The organism is Paenibacillus cisolokensis (assembly GCF_018403665.1).
Taxonomy (GTDB): Bacteria; Bacillota; Bacilli; order Paenibacillales; family Paenibacillaceae; genus Paenibacillus_AH; species Paenibacillus_AH cisolokensis.
Map to the genome: position 1 here is coordinate 1 of NZ_BOVJ01000160.1, position 20896 is coordinate 20896.

General features: G+C 58.0%; 19 protein-coding genes and 1 pseudogene. 16 read left to right on the forward strand and 4 right to left on the reverse strand.

The genetic code is table 11. The features are described from left to right. A partial coding sequence (locus tag PACILC2_RS20465) for a hypothetical protein (protein ID WP_213530524.1) occupies window positions 1-209 on the forward strand: 209 nt, incomplete at its 5' end. A 266-nt stretch (window positions 210-475) separates the two neighbouring features. Here the strand turns inward: PACILC2_RS20465 and PACILC2_RS20470 are convergent. The 3 genes from PACILC2_RS20470 to PACILC2_RS20480 all read right to left on the reverse strand — a co-directional run bounded on the left by PACILC2_RS20470 (window position 476) and on the right by PACILC2_RS20480 (window position 2067). Next, window positions 476-907 carry an SRPBCC family protein gene (locus tag PACILC2_RS20470; protein ID WP_213530526.1) on the reverse strand — a complete coding sequence of 144 codons (432 nt, stop codon included), beginning with the start codon at window positions 905-907 and terminating at the stop codon, window positions 476-478. Then, on the reverse strand, window positions 900-1409 hold the full coding sequence (locus PACILC2_RS20475; RefSeq protein WP_213530528.1) for a MerR family transcriptional regulator: 510 nt from the start codon (window positions 1407-1409) through the stop codon (window positions 900-902). Before PACILC2_RS20475 ends, PACILC2_RS20470 begins: the two co-directional genes overlap by 8 nt. 211 nt (window positions 1410-1620) lie before the next feature. Continuing rightward, complete coding sequence (locus PACILC2_RS20480) at window positions 1621-2067, reverse strand: DUF6376 family protein (protein ID WP_213530530.1); 447 nt, start codon at window positions 2065-2067, stop codon at window positions 1621-1623. Between the two features lie 188 nt (window positions 2068-2255). Here PACILC2_RS20480 and hpf point away from each other — a divergent pair, with 188 nt between their 5' ends. The 10 genes from hpf to argH all read left to right on the forward strand — a co-directional run bounded on the left by hpf (window position 2256) and on the right by argH (window position 15142). Then, complete coding sequence (gene hpf, locus PACILC2_RS20485; RefSeq protein ID WP_062490372.1) at window positions 2256-2810, forward strand: ribosome hibernation-promoting factor, HPF/YfiA family; 555 nt, start codon at window positions 2256-2258, stop codon at window positions 2808-2810. A 202-nt stretch (window positions 2811-3012) separates the two neighbouring features. Then, entirely contained in the window at window positions 3013-5517 is a 2505-nt protein-coding gene (secA, locus tag PACILC2_RS20490; protein ID WP_213530532.1) for a preprotein translocase subunit SecA, read from the forward strand. A gap of 47 nt (window positions 5518-5564) precedes the next feature. After that, window positions 5565-6672 (forward strand): peptide chain release factor 2 gene (gene prfB / locus PACILC2_RS20495; RefSeq protein ID WP_145977134.1). Its coding sequence is split into 2 segments (ribosomal slippage): window positions 5565-5636 and window positions 5638-6672, totalling 1107 coding nucleotides; the frame shifts between segments, so codons are not numbered across the junction. Between the two features lie 228 nt (window positions 6673-6900). Continuing rightward, window positions 6901-7950, forward strand: a complete 1050-nt coding sequence (argC, locus tag PACILC2_RS20500; protein ID WP_062490379.1) for an N-acetyl-gamma-glutamyl-phosphate reductase — start codon at window positions 6901-6903, stop codon at window positions 7948-7950. 90 nt (window positions 7951-8040) lie between these two features. Next, window positions 8041-9273 (forward strand): bifunctional glutamate N-acetyltransferase/amino-acid acetyltransferase ArgJ, encoded by a 1233-nt coding sequence (argJ, locus tag PACILC2_RS20505; protein ID WP_213530534.1) that lies wholly within the window; start codon window positions 8041-8043, stop codon window positions 9271-9273. A 33-nt stretch (window positions 9274-9306) separates the two neighbouring features. Further along, window positions 9307-10101, forward strand: a complete 795-nt coding sequence (gene argB / locus PACILC2_RS20510; protein ID WP_213530536.1) for an acetylglutamate kinase — start codon at window positions 9307-9309, stop codon at window positions 10099-10101. Window positions 10102-10121: 20 nt separating this feature from the next. Next, on the forward strand, window positions 10122-11300 hold the full coding sequence (argD, locus tag PACILC2_RS20515; RefSeq protein ID WP_213530538.1) for an acetylornithine transaminase: 1179 nt from the start codon (window positions 10122-10124) through the stop codon (window positions 11298-11300). A gap of 60 nt (window positions 11301-11360) precedes the next feature. Continuing rightward, window positions 11361-12317: an ornithine carbamoyltransferase gene (gene argF, locus PACILC2_RS20520; RefSeq protein WP_062490394.1), complete on the forward strand. Its 957-nt coding sequence runs from the start codon at window positions 11361-11363 to the stop codon at window positions 12315-12317. A 19-nt stretch (window positions 12318-12336) separates the two neighbouring features. After that, window positions 12337-13575 (forward strand): argininosuccinate synthase, encoded by a 1239-nt coding sequence (locus PACILC2_RS20525; RefSeq protein WP_062490401.1) that lies wholly within the window; start codon window positions 12337-12339, stop codon window positions 13573-13575. Between the two features lie 151 nt (window positions 13576-13726). Further along, window positions 13727-15142: an argininosuccinate lyase gene (gene argH, locus PACILC2_RS20530; protein WP_062490403.1), complete on the forward strand. Its 1416-nt coding sequence runs from the start codon at window positions 13727-13729 to the stop codon at window positions 15140-15142. A 237-nt stretch (window positions 15143-15379) separates the two neighbouring features. Here the strand turns inward: argH and PACILC2_RS20535 are convergent, their stop codons facing one another. Next, window positions 15380-15895: a hypothetical protein gene (locus PACILC2_RS20535; RefSeq protein WP_213530540.1), complete on the reverse strand. Its 516-nt coding sequence runs from the start codon at window positions 15893-15895 to the stop codon at window positions 15380-15382. 319 nt (window positions 15896-16214) lie between these two features. On the opposite strand from PACILC2_RS20535, the gene ftsE reads away from it, so the two are divergent. From ftsE to PACILC2_RS20555, 5 genes and pseudogenes are all read left to right on the forward strand, one after another. Then, window positions 16215-16901: a cell division ATP-binding protein FtsE gene (ftsE, locus tag PACILC2_RS20540; RefSeq protein WP_213530542.1), complete on the forward strand. Its 687-nt coding sequence runs from the start codon at window positions 16215-16217 to the stop codon at window positions 16899-16901. Then, a pseudogene (ftsX, locus tag PACILC2_RS20545) lies at window positions 16891-17807 on the forward strand (permease-like cell division protein FtsX). The gene ftsE and the pseudogene ftsX overlap by 11 nt, the downstream one beginning before the upstream one ends. Before the next feature lie 11 nt (window positions 17808-17818). Then, the gene (locus PACILC2_RS27360; protein ID WP_244863691.1) at window positions 17819-18157 is read left to right on the forward strand and encodes a hypothetical protein; all 339 of its coding nucleotides are present in this window, start codon (window positions 17819-17821) and stop codon (window positions 18155-18157) included. After that, window positions 18154-19074 (forward strand): M23 family metallopeptidase, encoded by a 921-nt coding sequence (locus PACILC2_RS20550; RefSeq protein WP_244863692.1) that lies wholly within the window; start codon window positions 18154-18156, stop codon window positions 19072-19074. The genes PACILC2_RS27360 and PACILC2_RS20550 overlap by 4 nt, the downstream gene beginning before the upstream one ends. Window positions 19075-19191: 117 nt before the next feature. Further along, on the forward strand, window positions 19192-20655 hold the full coding sequence (locus PACILC2_RS20555; RefSeq protein ID WP_213530544.1) for a S41 family peptidase: 1464 nt from the start codon (window positions 19192-19194) through the stop codon (window positions 20653-20655). The last annotated feature ends 241 nt before the right edge of the window (window positions 20656-20896 follow it).

Genomic DNA, 20896 nt, shown 5'->3' on the forward strand with positions numbered 1-20896 from the left:
GGGTTTCCCAACAGCCTGATTATCGCAGCAATTTGACCCGTTTTGACCATTTACGCCCGAAAAAGCTGCACTTTTGCAGCATTGTTCATCGTATCGATACCAAATGTCCCGGATCAAGCGAAAGTGAAAAGTCGCTGGGCTTTCGGTGGTTTTTCAACAAAATTAAGTGCGGCCGTTCAAGCCCGGGGCGGATTTCGTTGATGGGATAAGGTTCCGAAATCCGGGGAACATGGGGAACTTTTCATGCCATGAAGATTTAACATGTTGAACAAGATTACGGGTCGCGCCGTGTCCGGAAGCGCTGGAGTGATACGGCTGATTTTCCGGACGCTTCCGGTGCGCGTCTGACGTCGATTTGACCGTAGCGAAGGCGATGTCTTTGCCGGGAATCTCCATATCGATCGCCGACATGCGGTTTCACCGGCCCGCTCCCGGACACCGGGCTTTGGCGGCGTCCGGGGACTTGCGGCATGCGTCATAGAACGGCGCCGAGCTTGTCCAATAACGCTTTGGTGCCGTGTTCGCGCTGCTCGGGCGCATCGAGGCCGTCGAGGAAGGCGCCCTGCTCCGTATAAAGAAGCCGCGTTCCCGTCTCGGTCCGCTGAAATTCTACGGTTACGACAGAAGCCGATATCCGTCTTTCGTCCATATCCATGACGTAGGAGTAGACGATGCGCTTGTCCGGCACGATATCTTCATAGCGCGCGTCGAACGTATAGATCGGGCCGCCCGGAGGGCCGCCGTGGTTGAACTCCCGGCCGCCGACCCGGAATTCGAAGACTTCGGCTTTCGGAAACCATTGCGCTTTGGCCGAAGGGTCGGCCCACGCGGCGAATACTTGCTCGGGCGAAGCTTCGTATTGGCGCTCGATGACAAAGGTAGAATGCTGTACGGATCGTTCATTCATTCGGTTTTCCTCCTTCGTGACGGCGGTTCGGTCTGCCGCCAAGATAATCGCCCAATCGGTCGAGATGCGTATTCCAGCTCTTTTGCCGCTCGGCAAAGTATTGTTCATGACTCATTCTCATCGCACGGAATATTTGGGTGAAATCCTCCACCGTCAATCGGTCTTTGCCCCGCATCAGGACGGAGATCTGTTCCAATTCCCGAAGCAGCTTTTGCTGGACGCTTATCGTTTCCTTCAGGCGTACGATTTGCAGGGACACGAGATCGAAAAGGCTCAGGGCTTCGCCGGCCAGCACGGATTTAATCTGATCGAGCGGCAATCCCAGCTCCTTCAGAGACAGAATTTGCTGCAATCGCGCGATGTCGGATTCCGTATAGAGCCTGTGACCGGATTTCGTGTGGCCGGAAGGCGAGAATAGCCCGATCTGGTCATAATAACGCAGGGTACGAACCGTCAATCCCGTCAAAGCGGCAAGCTCTCCGACTTTCCATTCCTTGCTCATGATCATCCCCTTTGCTGGCGCCAGACATTTTACCGGTATTTTTACTATAAAACATGACGTTACGTAAGCTGCAACCCTGTATATCCATTTTTGGAAAAAAAGAAAACCGCCTCACGGGCGATTGTAGGTTTGCGTCTTCCGTATCGGGGGTTAGCTCGTTCGTCGAAGGAGGTTAGCTCGTTCGCCGAAGGAACTTCGGCAGAAGCTTCTCCTACTGTCCGAGCTGCCGGATCTGGTCCAACGTCTGCGTGATCTGGTCGACCGTCTGCAGCAGGGGCGAATCAAGGAGCGAACGCACGTCAGTCCCGGATGCGAGCCGATCCAGCCAGAGGTTCACCTCGCGCATCAGCGCCTCGTTGTATTCCGCCAACCGGGCGTGCATGTCCGCCGCAAAAGCGGGGGCTTCGATTTGGCGGAACGACTCGATGTTCTGTTTCATCCGTTCGAATTCGCCGATCAGTTCCTCCCGTGAAGCCGCGTCGAAAGGCGTCTGCTCCGCCAGCGCCGATACGCGCTCCGAGAAACGGGCGGCGCTGTCGATATAAGCGGTCGCTTCGCTTACATCATTGACGGAACGGTCCACGCTCTCCCGCAGGGAACAGCCGGCCAGCCAGACACTGGCAAGCAGAAGTCCGAAGACAAGCTTTATCGATCTCATGGGATGAATCACACTCCTCCGTTGTAAAGGTACGGCCATACGACACATACCGATCGGAGGGTTGTCAGGTTTCAGGCCATACAAGGCCCGAAATATAATTTTCAGAAAATTCACATATTATATGCCGATGTTTTTGAATCGGGCTTTCGCATATGATATAATAAGGTTAAGTAAAGGAGGAGTGCCCCATGAAATACATTGTTCGAGGTCAAAACCTTCAAGTGACGGACGCATTGCGCGAACACGTCGAGAAGAAGCTCAGCCGCCTGGAAAAGTATTTTGAAGCACCGATTACCTCCGAAACGACCGTCACGATGTCGGTCACCCGAAACAAGCACGCCGTCGAAGTGACGATTCCGCTGCCGGGCCTTATGCTCAGAGCGGAAGAAAAATCCGACGATATGTATGCTTCGGTCGACCTCGTGGTGGACAAACTGGAACGCCAGATCCGCAAGCATAAAACGAAATTGAACCGCAAACTTCGTCAGGACGGAGGCAGCATCCGGACGTCTTTCCGGGAGGAAGGTTCGGCTGTCCGAGTTGTAGACGAGGAGGAGGAGGACGATCTCAAGGTTGTCCGGACCAAGCGGTTCACGCTCAAACCGATGGACGTCGAAGAAGCGATACTTCAGATGAATTTGGTCGGACATAATTTCTTCGTGTTTTCCAACATCGATACGCAGGAAGTCAATGTCGTCTATAAGCGAAACGATGGCACATACGGATTGATTGAACAAGGCTGATACTTACCTCTAACCTGATGTACCCGCGAATAGAGATTGCGCCCTTTCTCCCTTTCGGAGAAGGGGCTTTACTTGTTTCGCAGGCCGGCAACCTTTCGCGGCCGTCTCCCGTCTTATACTGGAAAACAGCCGCCTCTCGTTGCGGCAAAGATAGCAAACTGTTACAATTTAAACTAAACGTGTTTGACGAAAGGGGAAGACCATGCTCGGACTTGTAAAGAAGATATTCGGCGATGCCAACGAGCGCGAGGTCAAACGGCTCATGAAGACCGTGGAGAAGATCAACGCGATGGAGCCGACGTTCGCGGCGCTTTCCGACGACGCGCTGCGGGCGAAAACCGAGGAGTTCAAATCCCGTATCGAAAAAGGCGAAACGCTTGACGAATTGCTCCCCGAAGCATTCGCGACCGTGCGCGAAGGGTCGAAGCGCGCACTGGGCATGCGCCATTTTGACGTGCAGCTGATCGGCGGGATGGTTCTTCACGACGGCAAAATTGCCGAAATGAAAACCGGCGAGGGCAAGACGCTGGTGGCGACGCTCCCCGTCTATCTGAATGCGCTGCTCGGCAAAGGCGTCCACGTCGTAACGGTTAACGACTACCTTGCCCAGCGTGACAGCCAGCAGATGGGCAAGCTGTACGAGTTTCTCGGACTGACGGTCGGCTGCAACCTGCACGGACTTTCGCACGAGGAGAAGCAGCGGGCATACGCATGCGATATTACGTACGGTACGAACAATGAATTCGGTTTCGATTACCTCCGCGACAACATGGTGCTTTACAAGGAGCAAATGGTCCAGCGGCCGCTTTATTACGCCATCATTGACGAAGTGGATTCCATTCTCATCGACGAAGCGCGGACGCCGCTCATCATTTCCGGACAAGCCGCCAAGTCGACGGAGCTGTATTATGCGGCAGACCGGTTCGTGAGCCGTCTGAAGCCGGAAGAAGACTATACGATCGATGTCAAGCTGCGCAATGCGGTGCTGACGGAAGCCGGCGTGGAGAAAGCGGAGCGGGCGTTCGGTATCGACAATCTGTTCGACCACGCTCACGTCCTGTTAAACCATCATATCCAGCAGGCGCTGAAGGCGCATGCCATTATGAAACGCGACGTCGATTATGTCGTGCAGAACGACGAAGTCGTCATCGTCGACGAATTTACCGGCCGCCTCATGTCCGGCCGCCGTTACAGCGACGGTCTCCATCAGGCGATCGAGGCGAAGGAAGGCCTCAAAGTCCAGAACGAAAGCATGACGCTGGCGACGATTACCTTCCAGAACTACTTCCGGATGTACCGCAAGCTGGCGGGGATGACCGGTACGGCCAAAACCGAGGAAGAAGAGTTCAAGAAAATTTACGGGCTGGATGTCGTGCAAATTCCGACGAACCGCCAGATGATCCGCCAGGACTTGCCGGATGTTGTCTATAAGACGGAGCAGGGCAAGTTCAAGGCGGTCGTGGAGGAAATCGTCCGGCGCCATCAGAACAATCAGCCCGTTCTGGTCGGCACCGTCTCGATCGAGAACTCCGAGAAGCTCTCGGAAATGCTGAAGCGGCGCGGTATTCCCCACAAAGTGCTGAACGCGAAGTATCATGCCGAAGAAGCGGAAATCATTTCGCGGGCCGGACAACCCGGCGCCGTCACGATTGCGACGAATATGGCCGGCCGCGGTACGGATATTTTGCTCGGAGAAGGCGTAGCCGAGCTTGGCGGCTTGCATATTATCGGGACGGAACGGCATGAGAGCCGCCGGATCGACAACCAGCTGCGCGGCCGGGCGGGACGTCAGGGCGACCCCGGCTCCTCGCAATTTTATTTGTCGCTGGAAGACGAACTGATGCGCCGCTTCGGTTCCGAGAATATTATGGGGATGATGGATCGGCTCGGTTTCAGCGAAGACGAGCCGATCGAGAGCAAGCTCATTACCCGGGCGATCGAATCGGCGCAGAAGCGGGTAGAGGGCAGCAACTTCGATACGCGGAAAATCGTCCTGCAATATGACGACGTCATGAACCAGCAGCGGGAGATCATTTACAAGCAGCGCCGCGAAGTGCTCGGTTCGGACAACATTCGCGAGATCGTGCTGGAGATGATCAAGCCGGTTATCGAGCGGATCGTCGAAGCGCATACGGCAGAGGATATTCCCGAAGAGTGGGATTTGCAGGCCATCGTCGATTACGCCCATGCCACCTTCCTCCAGGAGGGAACCTTGACGAAGGACGACCTGTGGGGCAAAGAGAAGGACGAGATCGTCGACTATCTCTACGACAAGGTCGTCGAGCTGTACGATCGCCGCGAGCAGGAGATCGGACCGGAGACGATGCGGGAATTCGAGAAGGTTGTCGTGCTTCGGGCGGTCGACAGCAAATGGATGGACCATATCGACGCCATGGACCAGCTGCGTCAGGGCATTCATCTGCGCGCATACGGCGGCACCGATCCGCTGCGGGAGTACCAGATTGAAGGCTTCGAAATGTTCCAGGAGATGATTGCGCATATCCAGGAAGAAGTCGCGAAGTATATCATGAAAGCCCATGTCGAGCACAATCTGGAGCGTCAGGAGGTCGCCAAGGGGCAGACGGAATCCGGCGGCAGCAGCGAACCGAAGCAGAAGCGTCCGGTGAAGCGCGAAGAGCGTATCGGGCGCAACGATCCGTGCCCATGCGGCAGCGGCAAGAAATATAAATTTTGCCACGGGAAGTAAATCGGCAAGTCAGCCGGGCAACTACAAATTTGAGGTGAAGCAAAGCTATGATCGACGTTGCGGTAAAGCAAGATTTGCGCGAAATGGCTAAGCGGCTCCAAGATCTCAGGGGGTCTCTTTGACTTAGATCTGAAGCGTGAAATGATCGCGAACTATGAAGTAAAAATGTCCGCGCCCGATTTTTGGGACGACAACGAGCGGGCGCAGAGCTTGATTTCCGAGCTGAACGGCATCAAGTCCGTCGTCGAGCAATACGAGAAGCTGGTCGCCGAACAGGAGGACCTGCAGGCGATGCTGGAGCTGGCGGAAGAGGAAGGCGACGAATCGCTGGAGGAGGAGCTTGCGCAAGGCGTTGCGGAGCTTGTCCGGAAGGTCGGCGAATTCGAGCTGCAGCTGCTGCTCAACCAGCCGTACGACAAGCTCAACGCCATCCTGGAGCTGCATCCCGGCGCGGGCGGCACCGAATCCCAGGACTGGGCCCAGATGCTCTACCGAATGTATACGCGCTGGGCGGAGAAGCGGGGCTTCAAGGTCGAAGTGCTCGACTATCTTCCGGGCGACGAGGCCGGCATCAAGAGCGTCTCCCTTCTGATTAAAGGGTACAACGCCTACGGTTATCTGAAAGCGGAGAAGGGCGTGCATCGGCTGGTGCGGATTTCCCCGTTCGATGCTTCCGGACGCCGTCATACCTCGTTCGTATCCTGCGACGTCGTGCCGGAAATCGACGACAGCATCGAGATCGAGATTCGTCCCGAAGACCTGAAAATCGATACGTACCGTTCCAGCGGCGCGGGCGGCCAGCACGTCAACAAGACGGAGTCGGCGATCCGGATTACGCATATTCCGACGGGCATCGTTGTGGCCTGCCAGACGGAGCGTTCCCAGATTCAAAACCGGGAACGGGCCATGAACATGCTGCGTTCCAAGCTGTACGAGCGGAAGATCGAGGAGCAGCAGCGCGAGCTGGCGGAAATTCGCGGAGAGCAGCAGGACATTGCCTGGGGAAGCCAGATCCGCTCTTATGTGTTCCATCCGTACAGCATGGTGAAGGATCATCGGACCTCCGTGGAAACGGGCAACGTCGGCGCGGTGATGGACGGCGATCTGGACCTGTTCATCGACGCTTACTTGCGCAGCCAGATCCGGAAGGAATAGGCGCCGCGCTATACGGCGGCAACCGGAACAAACGGCCGGACAAAGAGTTCCGACACTTGATCGATTCGATCGACAGGTGCGGAACTCTTTTTGATTTCCCAGGCATTCGAGCATTGTATTTATATTAATCCGAGTGTATAATAATACGAAAACCGGCGGGTATTTCCACTGTCATTCGGATCATGTACAATTAGATAGTTAGGAATATAAGATAGGAGAGACGGACCCATGAGTTCCAAGGTGAAGGTGGCGATTATCGGCTCGACCGGCTACGGAGGCGTCGAGCTGATTCGTCTGTTGGCGTCGCATCCGAACGCCGAAGTGACGTCGGTCGTATCGTCGTCCAGCGCCGGCTCCTCGATTGCGGAGGGCTATCCGCATTTGACCGACATTCGCGCCGACACGCTGGACGGCGTCGACGCGGCGGCGATCCGGGCCAAGGCCGACGTCGTGTTTACGGCTACGCCGGCGGGCGTAGCGGCAAAGCTGGCGCCGGAACTGCTGGAGAAGGGTTTGAACGTTATCGATTTGTCCGGCGATTACCGGCTTCGCTCGGCGGAGGTTTACCGCGAATGGTACAAGAAGGAGCCGGCCGACGCGCGGTATTTGGCCGAAGCGGTATACGGCCTGGCCGAAATTTACGGAGACAGGGTGCGGGGAGCCCGTCTCATTTCCAATCCGGGCTGTTATCCGACGGCGACGCTGCTCGGTCTGCTGCCAGCGGTAGCCGAAGGCTATATCGACCCGGCGACAATTATTATCGATGCCAAGTCGGGCGTATCCGGAGCCGGGCGCGGCGCGAGTCTCGGCACTCATTATTCGGAACTGAACGAAAACTTCAAAGCTTATAAAGTGAACAAGCATCAGCATATTCCGGAAATCGAGCAGGTGCTGTCCGATACGGCCGGCCGTCCGGTCGTGACGACCTTTACGACGCATCTTGTGCCGATGACGCGCGGTATTATGAGCACGATGTACGCGACGGTACGGGAAGGGCTGAAGACCGCAGATTTCATCGAGCTGTACCGCCGTTATTACGAGGGGCGGCGCTTCGTCCGGGTCCGTCCGGAAGGCGTCCTGCCGGCGACGAAGGAAGTATGGGGCTCGAATTATTGCGATATCGGGTTCGCGGTCGACGAACGGACCGGCAGAGTGACGATCGTTTCGGTGATCGACAATCTGGTCAAGGGAGCGGCCGGTCAGGCCATTCAGAACCTGAACCTGTCCATGGGCTGGGACGAAACGCTCGGCCTGAATTTTATTCCGGCCTATCCGTAAGATACAAGGCCGATCGAAGCGGCGGCGGTCCGGAAGTTTGCCGGCCGAGCGCGGCACGTCTATATTCATGGCGAAGGAGAAACGATTCAGATGGTACAGGGGACTGCACCGTATACCGTCGTGCCGGACGGTTCGATTACAACACCGCAAGGATTCAGGGCCGGAGGACTGCACTGCGGATTGAAGAAGACGCCCCGACACGATCTTGGCGCGGTCGTGTGCGAAGTGCCGGCGAACGCGGCCGCCGTCTATACGACGAATCTCGTTCAGGCGGCGCCGCTCAAGGTTACGCGCGACAGCCTCGGGGACGGGCGCCTACGCGCCGTGCTTGTCAATAGCGGCAATGCCAATGCTTGTACCGGCAAGCGGGGAGAAGAGGATGCGTTCCAGATGCGAGCTTCGTTCGCCGCAGCCGCGGGACTGGCGGCCGGCGATGTCGCGGTGGCGTCCACCGGCGTCATCGGGGAACCGCTTCGGATGGACCGCGTGCTGGACGGCATCGCGAAGCTTCCGGCTGCGCTGTCGGCCGACCGTGCCGGTGCGGACGCCTTCTCACAAGCGATACTGACGACGGACCTGGTCGAGAAGACAGGATGCGTCAAGCTGGAAATCGACGGCCGGACCGTCCATGTGGCCGGCGCGGCCAAAGGCTCCGGCATGATTCATCCGAATATGGCGACGATGCTCGGCTTCGTCACGACGGATGCGGCGATCGGTTCCGAAGCGCTGCAGCGCCTGCTGCGGACGACGACGGATCGGACCTTCAACATGATTACGGTCGACGGCGATACGAGCACGAACGATATGCTTGTGGCGATGGCCAGCGGCCTGGCGGGCAACCGCGAGCTGACGGAGGACCACCCGCAGTGGGCGCAATTCGCCGCAGCGTTCCGTTTTATTTGCGAAACGTTGGCGAAGGCGATCGCCCGCGACGGCGAAGGCGCGACCAAGCTGATCGAGGTGCGGGTAAGCGGCGCGGCGGACGAGGCCGCGGCGCGGGCCGTCGCGAAGACGATCGTCGGCTCGTCGCTTGTCAAGTCGGCCGTATTCGGTGCGGACGCCAACTGGGGCCGGATTATCGCGGCGGCGGGACGCGCGGGCGTGCCGATCGATCCCGATGCGGTCGATATTCGGATCGGCGATATTGTCACGCTCGAACGGTCGCGTCCGATTCCGTTCGACGAGGAGGCGGCGCTCGCGTACTTGAAGGGCGACACGATCGTCATCGCCGTCAATCTGAACATGGGCGCGGGCGAGGCGATCGCTTGGGGCTGCGATCTGACGTACGATTACGTGCGCATTAACGCCGCTTACCGCACCTGATCGGCGCGCGGGAAGAAAAGGGGAAACGGTCAGATGGAACAACGGTTTGTGATGAAATGCGGCGGCAGCACATTGGCCGCCTTGCCGGACTCATTCTTTGCGGAGCTAAGGGACTTGCAGCAGTCGGGCGTCCGCCCGGTTATCGTGCACGGAGGCGGCCCGGCCATATCGGAAACGTTGGCAAAGCTCGGCATCGAGACGGAGTTTGTGAACGGTTTGCGCAAGACGAGTGATGCCGTGCTGGATGTTGTGGAGATGGTGCTGGCCGGACGCATCAACAAGGAAATTGTGCGCCGCATCCAGCAAAGCGGCGCCAGGGCGCTTGGCCTGTCGGGCGTGGACGGCAAGCTGATCGGCGCCCGCCCGGTTGCGAACAGCGCGGAGATCGGCTTCGTCGGTGACGTGACGGACGTGAACGCGGCCATTGTTGAAGGGATCATGGCAATGGGTTATATTCCGGTCATCGCGCCGATCGGCATCGATGATACCGGGCAGCGCTACAATATCAATGCGGATACCGCAGCGGGAGCCGTCGCCTCGCATCTCGGCGTGGAACGGATGATAGTCGTCACGGATGTGCCCGGCATTCTGAAGACGGTGGACGGCGAGCAGCGGGTGCTGCCGTCCGTCACCGTGGCGGATATCGAGGCGATGATCGAGAACGGTGAAATCTATGGCGGGATGATCCCGAAAGTGCGCGCCGCCATTCAATGCATACAGGGACGGGTGCGCGAAGTCGTCATCGTCAAAGGCGGCGACCCCGGCGTTCTGCGCCGCGCGGTTCTCGAAGGCGGCGTCGGTACGCGCATCGTGCAGACTGAAGTCTGAGGAGAAAGGTGGAACGGAATATGAGCGAACAGTCGCTGTTTCCGACATACGCCCGCTTTCCGATCGCCCTTGTCAAAGGAAAGGGAAGCTGGGTATGGGACGATCAAGGCAACAAATATCTGGATTTCATGAGCGGCCTGGCGGTCGCCAACCTGGGTCACGCCCCGGACAAGATCAAGCGGGCGCTGATCGACCAGTTGGACCAGCTGTGGCATGTGTCGAACCTGTTCCGCATTCCGAAGCAGGAGGAAGCGGCCAAGGCGCTGACGGACCATACGTGCGCCGATGCCGTATTTTTCTGCAATTCGGGGGCGGAAGCGAACGAGGCGGCCATCAAACTGGCGAGAAGGTACCATCAGAAGGTGCTGGGCAACGGGCGTTATGAAATCGTGACGTTTGTTCAATCGTTCCACGGCCGTACTTTGGCGACGTTGACGGCGACGGGGCAGGACAAGGTCAAGGACGGCTTCCTGCCGCTGCCGGACGGTTTCAAGTATGTGGAGCTGCACGACATGGCCGGCCTGGAAGCGGCGGTGAGCGACAAGACGGCCGCCGTCATGCTGGAGCCGGTGCTTGCCGAAGGCGGCATCCATCCTGTCGATCCGGCGTTTATGCGCGCTGTGCGGGAGCTGTGTGACAAGCGCGGTCTGCTGCTCATTCTCGACGAGGTGCAGACCGGCATGGGACGGACCGGCAAGCTGTTCGCGCATGAGCACTACGGGATCGAGCCGGATATTTTCACCGTGGCCAAAGGTCTTGGCAGCGGCTTCCCGGTCGGGGCCATGCTGGCCAAGGAGAAGCTGCGCGAAGCGTTCCCGCCCGGCAGCCACGCGTCGACGTTCGGCGGCACGCCGCTTGCCTCCGCCGCCGTCAAGGCGACGGTGGAGACGATGGTGGAGGAGCGCGTGCCGGAGCGCGCCGCGGAGATGGGAAGCTATCTGATGGAGCGGCTGCGGGAGAAACTGGCCGGTCATCCGCTTGTGAAGGAGATCCGCGGCATGGGGCTGATTGTCGGCATCGACTGCGTACAGCCGGTAGCCGAATTGGTGAGGGAGGCGCAGACACAGGGGCTGCTCGTTGTGACGGCGGGACCGAATGTGTTGCGTCTGCTGCCGAACCTGCTCGTAACGCGCGAGGAGATCGATCAGGCGGTCGGCATTCTGGCGAACCTGTTTGCCGGCAGGACGGCTCAAGTATAAAAGGTGTTTTCGGAGAATATTACGAGAAGAATCCCCAGCCGAAGGAGGGAATTGCGCAATATGCAAGATTTGGTGAAGGATGACATTGCGGCCAGCCTGAAAGGACGCGATTTTCTGGCCTTGGCCGATTACCGGCCGGAAGAGATACGGTATCTGATCGATAAGGCTATCGAACTGAAGCGCAAACAGAAGGCCGGCGAACCCCATCATCTGCTGAAAGGCAAAACGCTCGGCATGATTTTCGAGAAATCGTCGACCCGCACCCGTGTTTCGTTCGAGGTCGGCATGTACCAGTTGGGCGGTCAGGCGCTGTTCCTGAGCCGCAACGACCTGCAGATCGGCCGCGGCGAGACGATCGGCGATACGGCGCAGACGCTGTCGCGCTATCTGGACGGCATCATGATCCGCACCTATGCGCACCGGACGGTGATCGAGCTGGCGCGCGCGGCGACGATTCCGGTCATCAACGGCTTGAGCGACCAGTCGCATCCATGCCAGGCGCTGGCGGATTACCAGACGATTCTGGAGCATAAAGGAAGGCTGGAAGGGCTGAAAATGGCCTATATCGGCGACGGCAACAATATGGTGCATTCGCTGCTGATGGGCGCGGCCAAGCTTGGCGTGCATATGTCGGTGGCGACGCCCGAAGGCTACGAGCCGGACGAATCCATCATTCAGCAAGCGCGGGAGAACGCCGCCGCTACCGGCGCCCATATCCATGTCTGCCGCGACCCGAAAGAGGCGATCGCCGACGCGGATATCGTCTATACCGACGTATGGGCGAGCATGGGCTTCGAGGCGGAGCAGAAGGAACGCGAGATCGCTTTTGCGAACTATCAGGTAAACGACGAGCTTGTCCGGTACGCGAAGAAAGATTATCTGTTCATGCACTGCTTGCCGGCGCACCGCGGGGAGGAAGTCAGCGAGAGCGTTATCGACGGGCCGAATTCCATTATTTTCGATCAGGCGGAGAACCGGCTGCATGCGCAGAAGGCGATCATGGCCGCGATCATGTAAGACGGAGGAGAAAGAGCTTATGGCGAAAGACAAAATTGTGCTGGCCTATTCGGGCGGTCTGGATACGTCGGTCATTCTGAAATGGCTGAAGGAAACGTACGACGCGGAAATTATCGCGTTTACCGCTGACATCGGACAGAAGGAAGAGCTGGAAGGGCTTGAGGAGAAGGCGCTCGCGACCGGCGCTTCCAAGGTGTATATCGACGATCTGCGCGAAGAGTTCGCACGGGACTTCATCTTTCCGATGTTTCAGGCGGGAGCTCTTTATGAAGGGCAATATTTGCTCGGCACCTCGATCGCCCGCCCGCTGATTGCGAAGCGGATGGTGGAGATCGCCCGCGCCGAGGGAGCGACGGCGATCGCGCACGGCGCAACCGGCAAAGGCAACGACCAGGTGCGTTTCGAATTGGCCGCCGCCGCTCTGGCGCCGGATATTGCCGTTATCGCGCCGTGGCGCATCGAGGCGTTCCGCGAGCAATTCCCGGGACGCGCGGAGATGATCGCTTATGCCGAGAAGCATGGCATTCCCGTTCAGGCAACCGCGGCGAAGCCCTACTCGATGGACCGCAACCTGCTGCACATCAGCTTCGAGAGCGGCCTGCTGGAGGACCCATGGTTCGATGCCAGCGCCGAATCCAACAAGGACATGTATATTTTGAGCGTATCGCCGGAGGATGCGCCTGACCAGCCGGAGTATGTGGAACTCGAGTTCGAGAAAGGGAACTGCGTGGCGGTCAACGGCGAGCGGCTCCATCCGCTCGGCGTCATGGAGAAGCTGAACGAGCTGGGCGGCAAACACGGCATCGGCCGCGTCGATATGGTGGAGAACCGCTTCGTCGGCATGAAGAGCCGCGGCGTATACGAGACGCCCGGCGGCACCATTCTATTTGTCGCTCACCGCAAAATGGAGTCGCTCACGATGGATCGCGAGGTCATGCACTTGCGCGACTCGCTGATTGCGAAATACAGCCAGCTCGTGTACAACGGATTCTGGTTTGCGCCGGAGCGTCTGGCGCTGCAGGCGCTCGTAACCGAGAGCCAGAAGAACGTGACGGGCGTCGTTCGCCTCAAGCTGTATAAAGGCAACGTGATCGGCGCGGGCGTCAAAAGTCCGGTCAGCCTGTACAATCCCGATATCGCCACGATGGAGGCCGATCCTTCGAAGGCTTACGATCAAGGCGACGCGACCGGCTTTATCCGGCTCCATGCGCTCCGGCTGAAAGTGTCGGCCGGAGTCGAGCAAAGCAAGAATCGGTAATTCACCGTCTGAAATCAGGCCCCGGCGAACCGAGCCGGGGCTCCTTGGCGCCAAGGCGACCATTTTTCCCGTTCGATGCTTTGTGCGCCTTCGCCTTGTCGCGGACAGGGCGGACAGACTGTTCAGCGGGGATGAAGGAGTGAAAGAAAACGTGAGCAAGCTGTGGGGCGGCCGGTTTACGAAAAAAACCGACCAGCTGGTGGAAGAATATACGGCCTCCATTATGTTCGACAAGGAATTGGCCGAAGAGGATATACAGGGGAGTCTGGCGCACGTCTCCATGCTCGGCAAGCAGGGGATACTGCCGCAGGAAGATGTCGAAAAGATCAAGGAAGGGCTGCACCGGACGCTCCAGCGAATCCGCCGCGGCGAGATCGAGTTTTCCGTGGCGGACGAAGACATCCATATGAATATCGAGAAGACGCTGATCGAAGATATCGGCCCGGTCGGCGGCAAGCTGCATACCGGCCGCAGCCGGAACGATCAGGTGGCGACGGATATGCATCTTTATTTGCGCAAGCGGGTCGTCGAATTCGTCGATTTGCTGCAGAAGCTGCAGTCGGCGCTGATCGGACAGGCGAAGCGCAATCTGGATACGATCGTGCCCGGTTACACGCATTTGCAGCGGGCGCAGCCGATTTTGTTCGCGCATCATCTGATGGCATATGTGTCGATGTTCGGCAGAGACATCGAGCGCCTGCAGGACAGCTACAAGCGGATCAATACGCTGCCGCTCGGCGCAGGCGCATTGGCGGGAACGACGTTCCCGATCGATCGCCATTACGTGGCGCAGCAGCTCGGCTTCGAACGGATATACGAGAACAGTCTGGACGCCGTCAGCGACCGCGATTTCATCCTTGAATTTCTGTCCGCCGCGTCGATCATTATGATGCATCTGTCCCGACTGTCGGAGGAGCTGGTGCTCTGGTCGAGCACGGAGTTCCGGTTTATCGAGCTCGACGACGCCTTCTGTACCGGCAGCAGCATTATGCCGCAGAAGAAAAATCCGGACGTGCCGGAGCTGGTGCGGGGCAAGACGGGCCGCGTATACGGCCATCTGATGGGACTGTTGACGGTGCTCAAGTCGCTGCCGCTCGCTTACAACAAGGATATGCAGGAAGACAAGGAAGGCATGTTCGATACGGTCCGCACGCTGCAGGGGGCGCTGCAGCTGTTCGCGCCGATGATCGAAACGATGAAAGTGAACAAGGAGCGGATGCGCCAGGCCGTCAATCAGGACTTCTCGAACGCGACGGACATCGCCGACTTCCTCGTCGGCAAAGGAATGCCGTTCCGCCAGGCGCACGAAGTGATCGGCAAGACGGTGCTGTACTGCATTCAGCACAACAAATATTTGCTCGACTTGACGTTGGACGAGTTCAAGCAATTTTCCGAGCTGTTCGACGACCGCATTTACAGCGTGCTGCAGCCGGAGCGGGTCGTCGACGCCCGCAACGTCTATGGCGGAACCGCCAGAACGCAAGTGGCCGACGCGATCGGCCGCGCCGAGAAGGAGCTTGAACAGACGGCCGCCTGGGTCGCCGAACGGACCCGTGACAGCCGCTGACATCTGGCCCGCACAGGTGACATGACTGTGCCATCATGTCCGCCTGGCGCAACGGTCGCATGGGCCGCCACGAGCGCCCCGGAACGCTGCCGCTGGTAACCCGCTAGCGATGTGTGGGAATCTAACGAATCGCGGATAACCCGCCAATTATTCGTCTTATAGGCGACTGGCGCCCGGCTCGAAAAGCCGCATTCTTCGAACGACTTGCGTTGGGAGAGCGCGGCTTTTTTCTTTCGTTTATTCGCCCTTCGAAGGGACTTCGTGTTTTTCGGGCGTTTGGGCTCCGGCTTTTGCCGGCGTCGCCGTTTCCTCGCTTTTCGCCGTCCATCCCCATTCGCCTTTAAACGATTTCTCGAACAAATCCCGCCGGAAACTGAATGACAGGTCGAACGAGCGCGGAAACCGGTAACGGTATTTTGCGCGCTCCCAGACGCTTCCTTCCCTGAGCCGCAGCAGCGCCGTCCGTACCGTCTCAAGCTCGGCGGCCAGTTTGAGCTCCTTGATCGTCCAACGCTTCGCTTCTTCATCCTCAACGGCGATTTCGCCCTGCCATTCCTCCTCCGCCGCCTTCTGAAGCGCATGCAGCGCCGCGAGTGCGTCGTCGATCGGCCTGCCGCCGATGTTCAGCTCGCCCACCGTCGTATTTGCCGGCAGCACCGGCTGATCGGCGTACAGCGCGAGTCCTCCCCAACCGGCGGCGGCAAGCAGCAGCAGGGAAAACAAAACGATCCACAGCACATGCAGTTGCTTCAACAAGCGATCACCCCGCAAGAGTCGTCGTCGGTCTTTCACCAATATATGTGACCGGCTTGCCGGGAAGAAGCTTAAAAACGGCCGGCTGTCAGGCGGAAGAAGGGCTGACAGGCGGAATGGAATCGCGGCGTTTCGACACAAGACGGCCCAAGCCCCGCCAAGCGCGACCGTCTGCCGTCCGAAGGGCGCGATTTATTCGTCGAATGCGCGCGTTCCTTCGCGGAACGAAACGAAATATGTGAAAATCCTTTAATCACAAGAGGATTTCATCTGTTGCTGTCGAAATCAATTATGCTGATATTTTACAGGATGTGATATTGTGATTGAGATGCAGGACATCTGGAAGACTTACCCCGATGGTACGCACGCGCTTCGCGGCGTATCCGTTCGTATAGACCGCAACGAATTCGTATATCTCGTCGGGCCGTCGGGAGCCGGAAAATCCACGTTTATGAAGCTGATCTACCGCGAGGAAGTGCCGACCAAAGGACAAATATCCGTCAACGGCTTTAATATCGGAAAGCTCAAGCCCCGGAAAATTCCGTACGTGCGCCGCAATATCGGCGTCATTTTTCAGGATTTCCGCCTGCTGCCCAAGCTGACCGTTTACGAGAATGTCGCGTTTGCGATGGAAGTTATCGAAGCGCCGCGCCGCATTATGCGCAAACGGACGATGGAGGTGCTTGAACTTGTCGGCTTGAAGGACAAGCATGCCAGCTTGCCGGCTCAGTTGTCCGGGGGTGAGCAGCAGCGCGTAGCGATCGCCCGCGCGATCGTCAACAATCCGACCGTCATCGTGGCGGACGAACCGACCGGCAATCTGGACCCCGACACATCATGGGAAATTATGGGCTTGCTCGAGGAAATCAACTTTCGCGGTTCGACGATCGTCATGGCGACCCACAACAGGGAAATCGTCAATTCGGCCCGCAAGCGCGTCATCGCGATCGAAAACGGCATCATCGCACGGGATGAGGTAAGAGGGGAGTACGGGTATGAAACTTAGAACCCTTCTGCGCCATTTCCGGGAAGGGGCGAAAAATGTCGTCCGCAACGGGTGGATGTCGTTTGCCTCGATGAGCTCGATCGTCATTTCGCTGTTCATCCTCGGGGTTTTTCTGCTTTTGACGATGAATGTCAACAGTCTTGCCGATCAGATCGAAAGCCGGGTAGAAATTCGCGTATTTTGCAGCTGGATGTCGATCAGGCCAAGCGGGACGAATTGGAGAACAAAATCAGGAAGCTGCCCGAAGTGAAAAATGTCGTATTCGTCTCCAAGGAAGAAGGTCTCGAGCTGCTGCGCAAAAATTTGGGCGAGGAGAACAGCGACCTGCTGGAAGGCTACGACAAGGAAAGCAATCCGCTCCCCGATTCATTCACCGTCGAGGTGCTCGATCCCCAATCGATCGCCTACGCGGCCGAGAAGATCGAGGCGCTCAACAAGGAAGATAACACGCAACCGATCATGAGCGTCAGGTACGGACAAGGGACGGTTGAGACGCTGTTCAAAATTACGAACGCGATCCGCAATATCGGTCTTGTCATCGTGCTGGGGCTGGGCGTAACGGCCATGTTTCTGATTTCCAACACGATCAAGATGACGATCGTCGCAAGACGCCGGGAAATCGGCATTATGAAGCTGGTCGGCGCGACGAATTCGTTTATTCGCTGGCCGTTTTTTATCGAGGGAGCGCTGATCGGCATTTGCGGTTCGGTGCTGACGACGGTTATTTTGCTGAGCGGCTATGCGAAGCTGGTTCAGGCGTCGCAGATGGAGCTGGGGCTGATGATGATCAAGCTTGTCTCGTTCGAGGATGCCGGCTGGAAGGTCGCTTTGCTGCTCATCGGTCTTGGCACGCTGCTCGGTATTTGGGGAAGCACCTTGTCGGTGCGAAAGTATCTGAAAGTGTAGGTGGTCATGGAGTGAGAAGAAGGCTTGCCTTTCTGGCGGTCGCCGTACTGGCGGTCATCATGCTGCAGCCGGCGGACAGCCAGGCTTCATCGCAGATCGAGAAGATCGACAAGCAACTGGAAAAGATCCGAAACGATATGAACGCGATTTCCACCAGCAAGAACAAATGGGAAGGGTACATGCAAACGCTCATCCACCGCAAGGACGATACGGAAGCCAGCCTGCAAAATCTGATGCTGGAGATCGACAAGGTCGATTCGCGGATGAGCGCCGTCCAGGACCAGCTGATCGAAGCGGAGGCGGCACTGTATAAGACGGGCCAAGAGCTCGAGGAAGCGGAAAACGGGTGAAGCTGCGCGACGAGCTGCTGCAATCCCGGATGCGCCTCATGTATATGAACGGTTTCGTGTCCTATATGGACGTTCTGCTCAGTTCGACAAGCTTCAGCGATTTTGTCGACCGATTCGATGCGCTGAAGTCGATTTTGTCGCAAGACCGGGAAATTCTGGACGAACATAAAAGAGACCGGGAGTTGATCGTTCAGAAGAAAGCCGAAATGGAAGTGCAGCTTGCCAATGTCGAAAATTTGTACGGCAAGCTCAAAGACTATCAGATGCTGCTCGCGGATAAAGAGGAACAGCGTCAAGTGCTGCTGGCCACTTACAGCCAAAAGATCGACAACCTGAGCGAATTCAGCAAGGAGCAGGAGGAGCAGCTGATCAAGCTGGCTCGTCAGGTGTCGGAGCTGGAGGAAGAGAAGAAAGATATTCGCCGACGCGAGGAGGAAGAGCGTCGGGCGCGCGAAGCGGCGGCAAGAGCGGCGCGTGCGGCCCAAAATTCCGGCTCCGCTGCGGTCAAGTCGCTGGGGGGCGGGGCGCTCGCCGTCCCGATCGCTTCAGGGTACCGGCTCAGTTCGGATTTCGGTACCAGAATTCATCCGGTTACCGGCCAGCGCAAACACCATGCGGGGATCGATTTGGCGGCGCCCGAAGGGACGAGCATTTATGCGGCCGAGTCGGGGACGGTCATCGTCGCCCAGAAGATGAGCGGTTACGGCAACACGGTCATTATCGATCACGGCGGCGGGATGTGGACGCTGTATGCGCATATCCGCAACGGCGGAATCGAAGTTCAGCAGGGCGATTCGGTCAAGCGCGGGCAGAAAATTGCCGAAGTCGGCATGACGGGCACTGCGACGGGTCCGCATTTGCATTTTGAAGTGCGGATCAATGAAGAGCCGGTCAATCCCACCCCCTATTTACAGTAAGGAGCCGCCTTCTGCGTCTCGGAACAATCGGTCCGGCACCGCCTGCAAATAAATGGCTGCGGCTTGTCATATACTAGGAAAGTCTCAAGTCCGGTCATATCGAAGGTGGTGAAGCTTGTGCAGTTCAAAGGACGCACCGTCGCGGCGTTCGTCTTGCTGACGATGGTCGCATCGGTGCTGGTGACGCTGACGGTAACCGAAGGGTTGTACGGTATTCCGTCCGCAGCGCTTCAATCCGGCACGGCGCCGGCCGTGCAAGCGGGGCAGTCAGGATTGAGCGGCGAGGAAATGAATAAGCTTAATGCCGTCGTATCGCTGATCGAAAGCAAATTTTACCGGGACGTCGACCGGAACAAGCTCGTGGACGGGGCGATCAACGGGATGATGGGCGCGCTGGACGATCCGTACTCCGTATATATGGAGAAAGATACGGCAAAGCATTTTTCCGAGGAAGTCGTTGGGTCTTTTACCGGAATCGGTGCGGAAGTGACGATGGAGAACGGCAAGGTGGTCATCGTATCGGCGATTAAAGGCTCGCCGGCCGAGAAGGCGGGGCTATTGGCAAAGGACGTTATCGTGTCGGTCAACGGCGAGAAGCTTGCCGGCGTGCAGCTTAGCGATGCTGTTGCCAAAATCCGCGGCCCGAAAGGAACGAAAGCCAAGCTGCAAATTATGCGGGATGGGGTGCCGCAGCCGATCGAGCTGGAGCTTGTGCGGGATGAAATCGATGTCGAGACCGTCTTCGCCAAGCTGCGTCCGGACGGCATCGGCGTCATCGAGATCCGCCAGTTTTCGCTCCATACCGGCGAACGTTTCGCCGAAGAACTGGAAAGTCTGGAAAGCCGGGGGATGAAAGGGCTCGTGATCGACGTGCGCAACAATCCCGGCGGCGTATTGCCGGTCGTCGTTTCCGTCGCGCAGCCGTTCGTGCCGGAAGGCAAGCCGATCGTCATGGTGGAAGACCGGAGCGGCAAGCGGGAGATGACGGTGTCGAAAGGAAGCGGCAAGCCGTATCCGGTAGCCGTGCTGGTGAACAAAGGAAGCGCGAGCGCATCCGAAGTGCTGGCAGGCGCGCTCGGCGAAGCCGGAGGCGCGGTTATTGTCGGCGAAACGACGTTCGGCAAAGGTACGGTTCAGGTGAGCTACGACAAGGTGACCGGTGACGGAAGTCTGATCAAGATGACGGTCGCCAAGTGGCTGACTCCCAAGGGAAACTGGATTCACGAGAAAGGCATCAAGCCGGATGTCGAAGCGAAGCCGCCGGCGATATATACGGTGCCGAGATTGTCGCGTTCCGCCGTTTTGAAGAAGGAAGCGATCGGCCAGAACGTCAGGAGCTTGCAAGTGATGCTTGACGGGACCGGTTATGAGCCGGGACGGAAGGACGGCTATTTCAGCGATGAAACGGAGGAGGCGGTCATCCGGTTCCAGCGGGATTCCGGCCTTCCGGCAACCGGGCAAGTCGACGATCGGACCGCGACCGCGCTTGAATTGAAAGTAATCGAGCGGATACGGGACGAGCGCTACGACACGCAGCTGCAACGGGCTGTCGAGGTTGTCGCGGAACGGATCGGGCGATAACCGCGGCCGTTCGTTACGAAGACCTTATCAGGCAGGATTTACATGTTGTGACGTCGAAAGGGGTTAAGGCTGGCTCTGGTTGTCAGGGTCAGCCTTTTCAAATCGCGTGCCGTCAGAAGCGACGCTTCCGGAGTTTGCGGCTGCGAAGGCGGCTCAATTTCAAGAACAGGGGGGACTTCATTGGAGACGGATTGGTTGCGAATCGTCCGGGATGCGTTGCTGGGCATCTTGTTCCAACCCT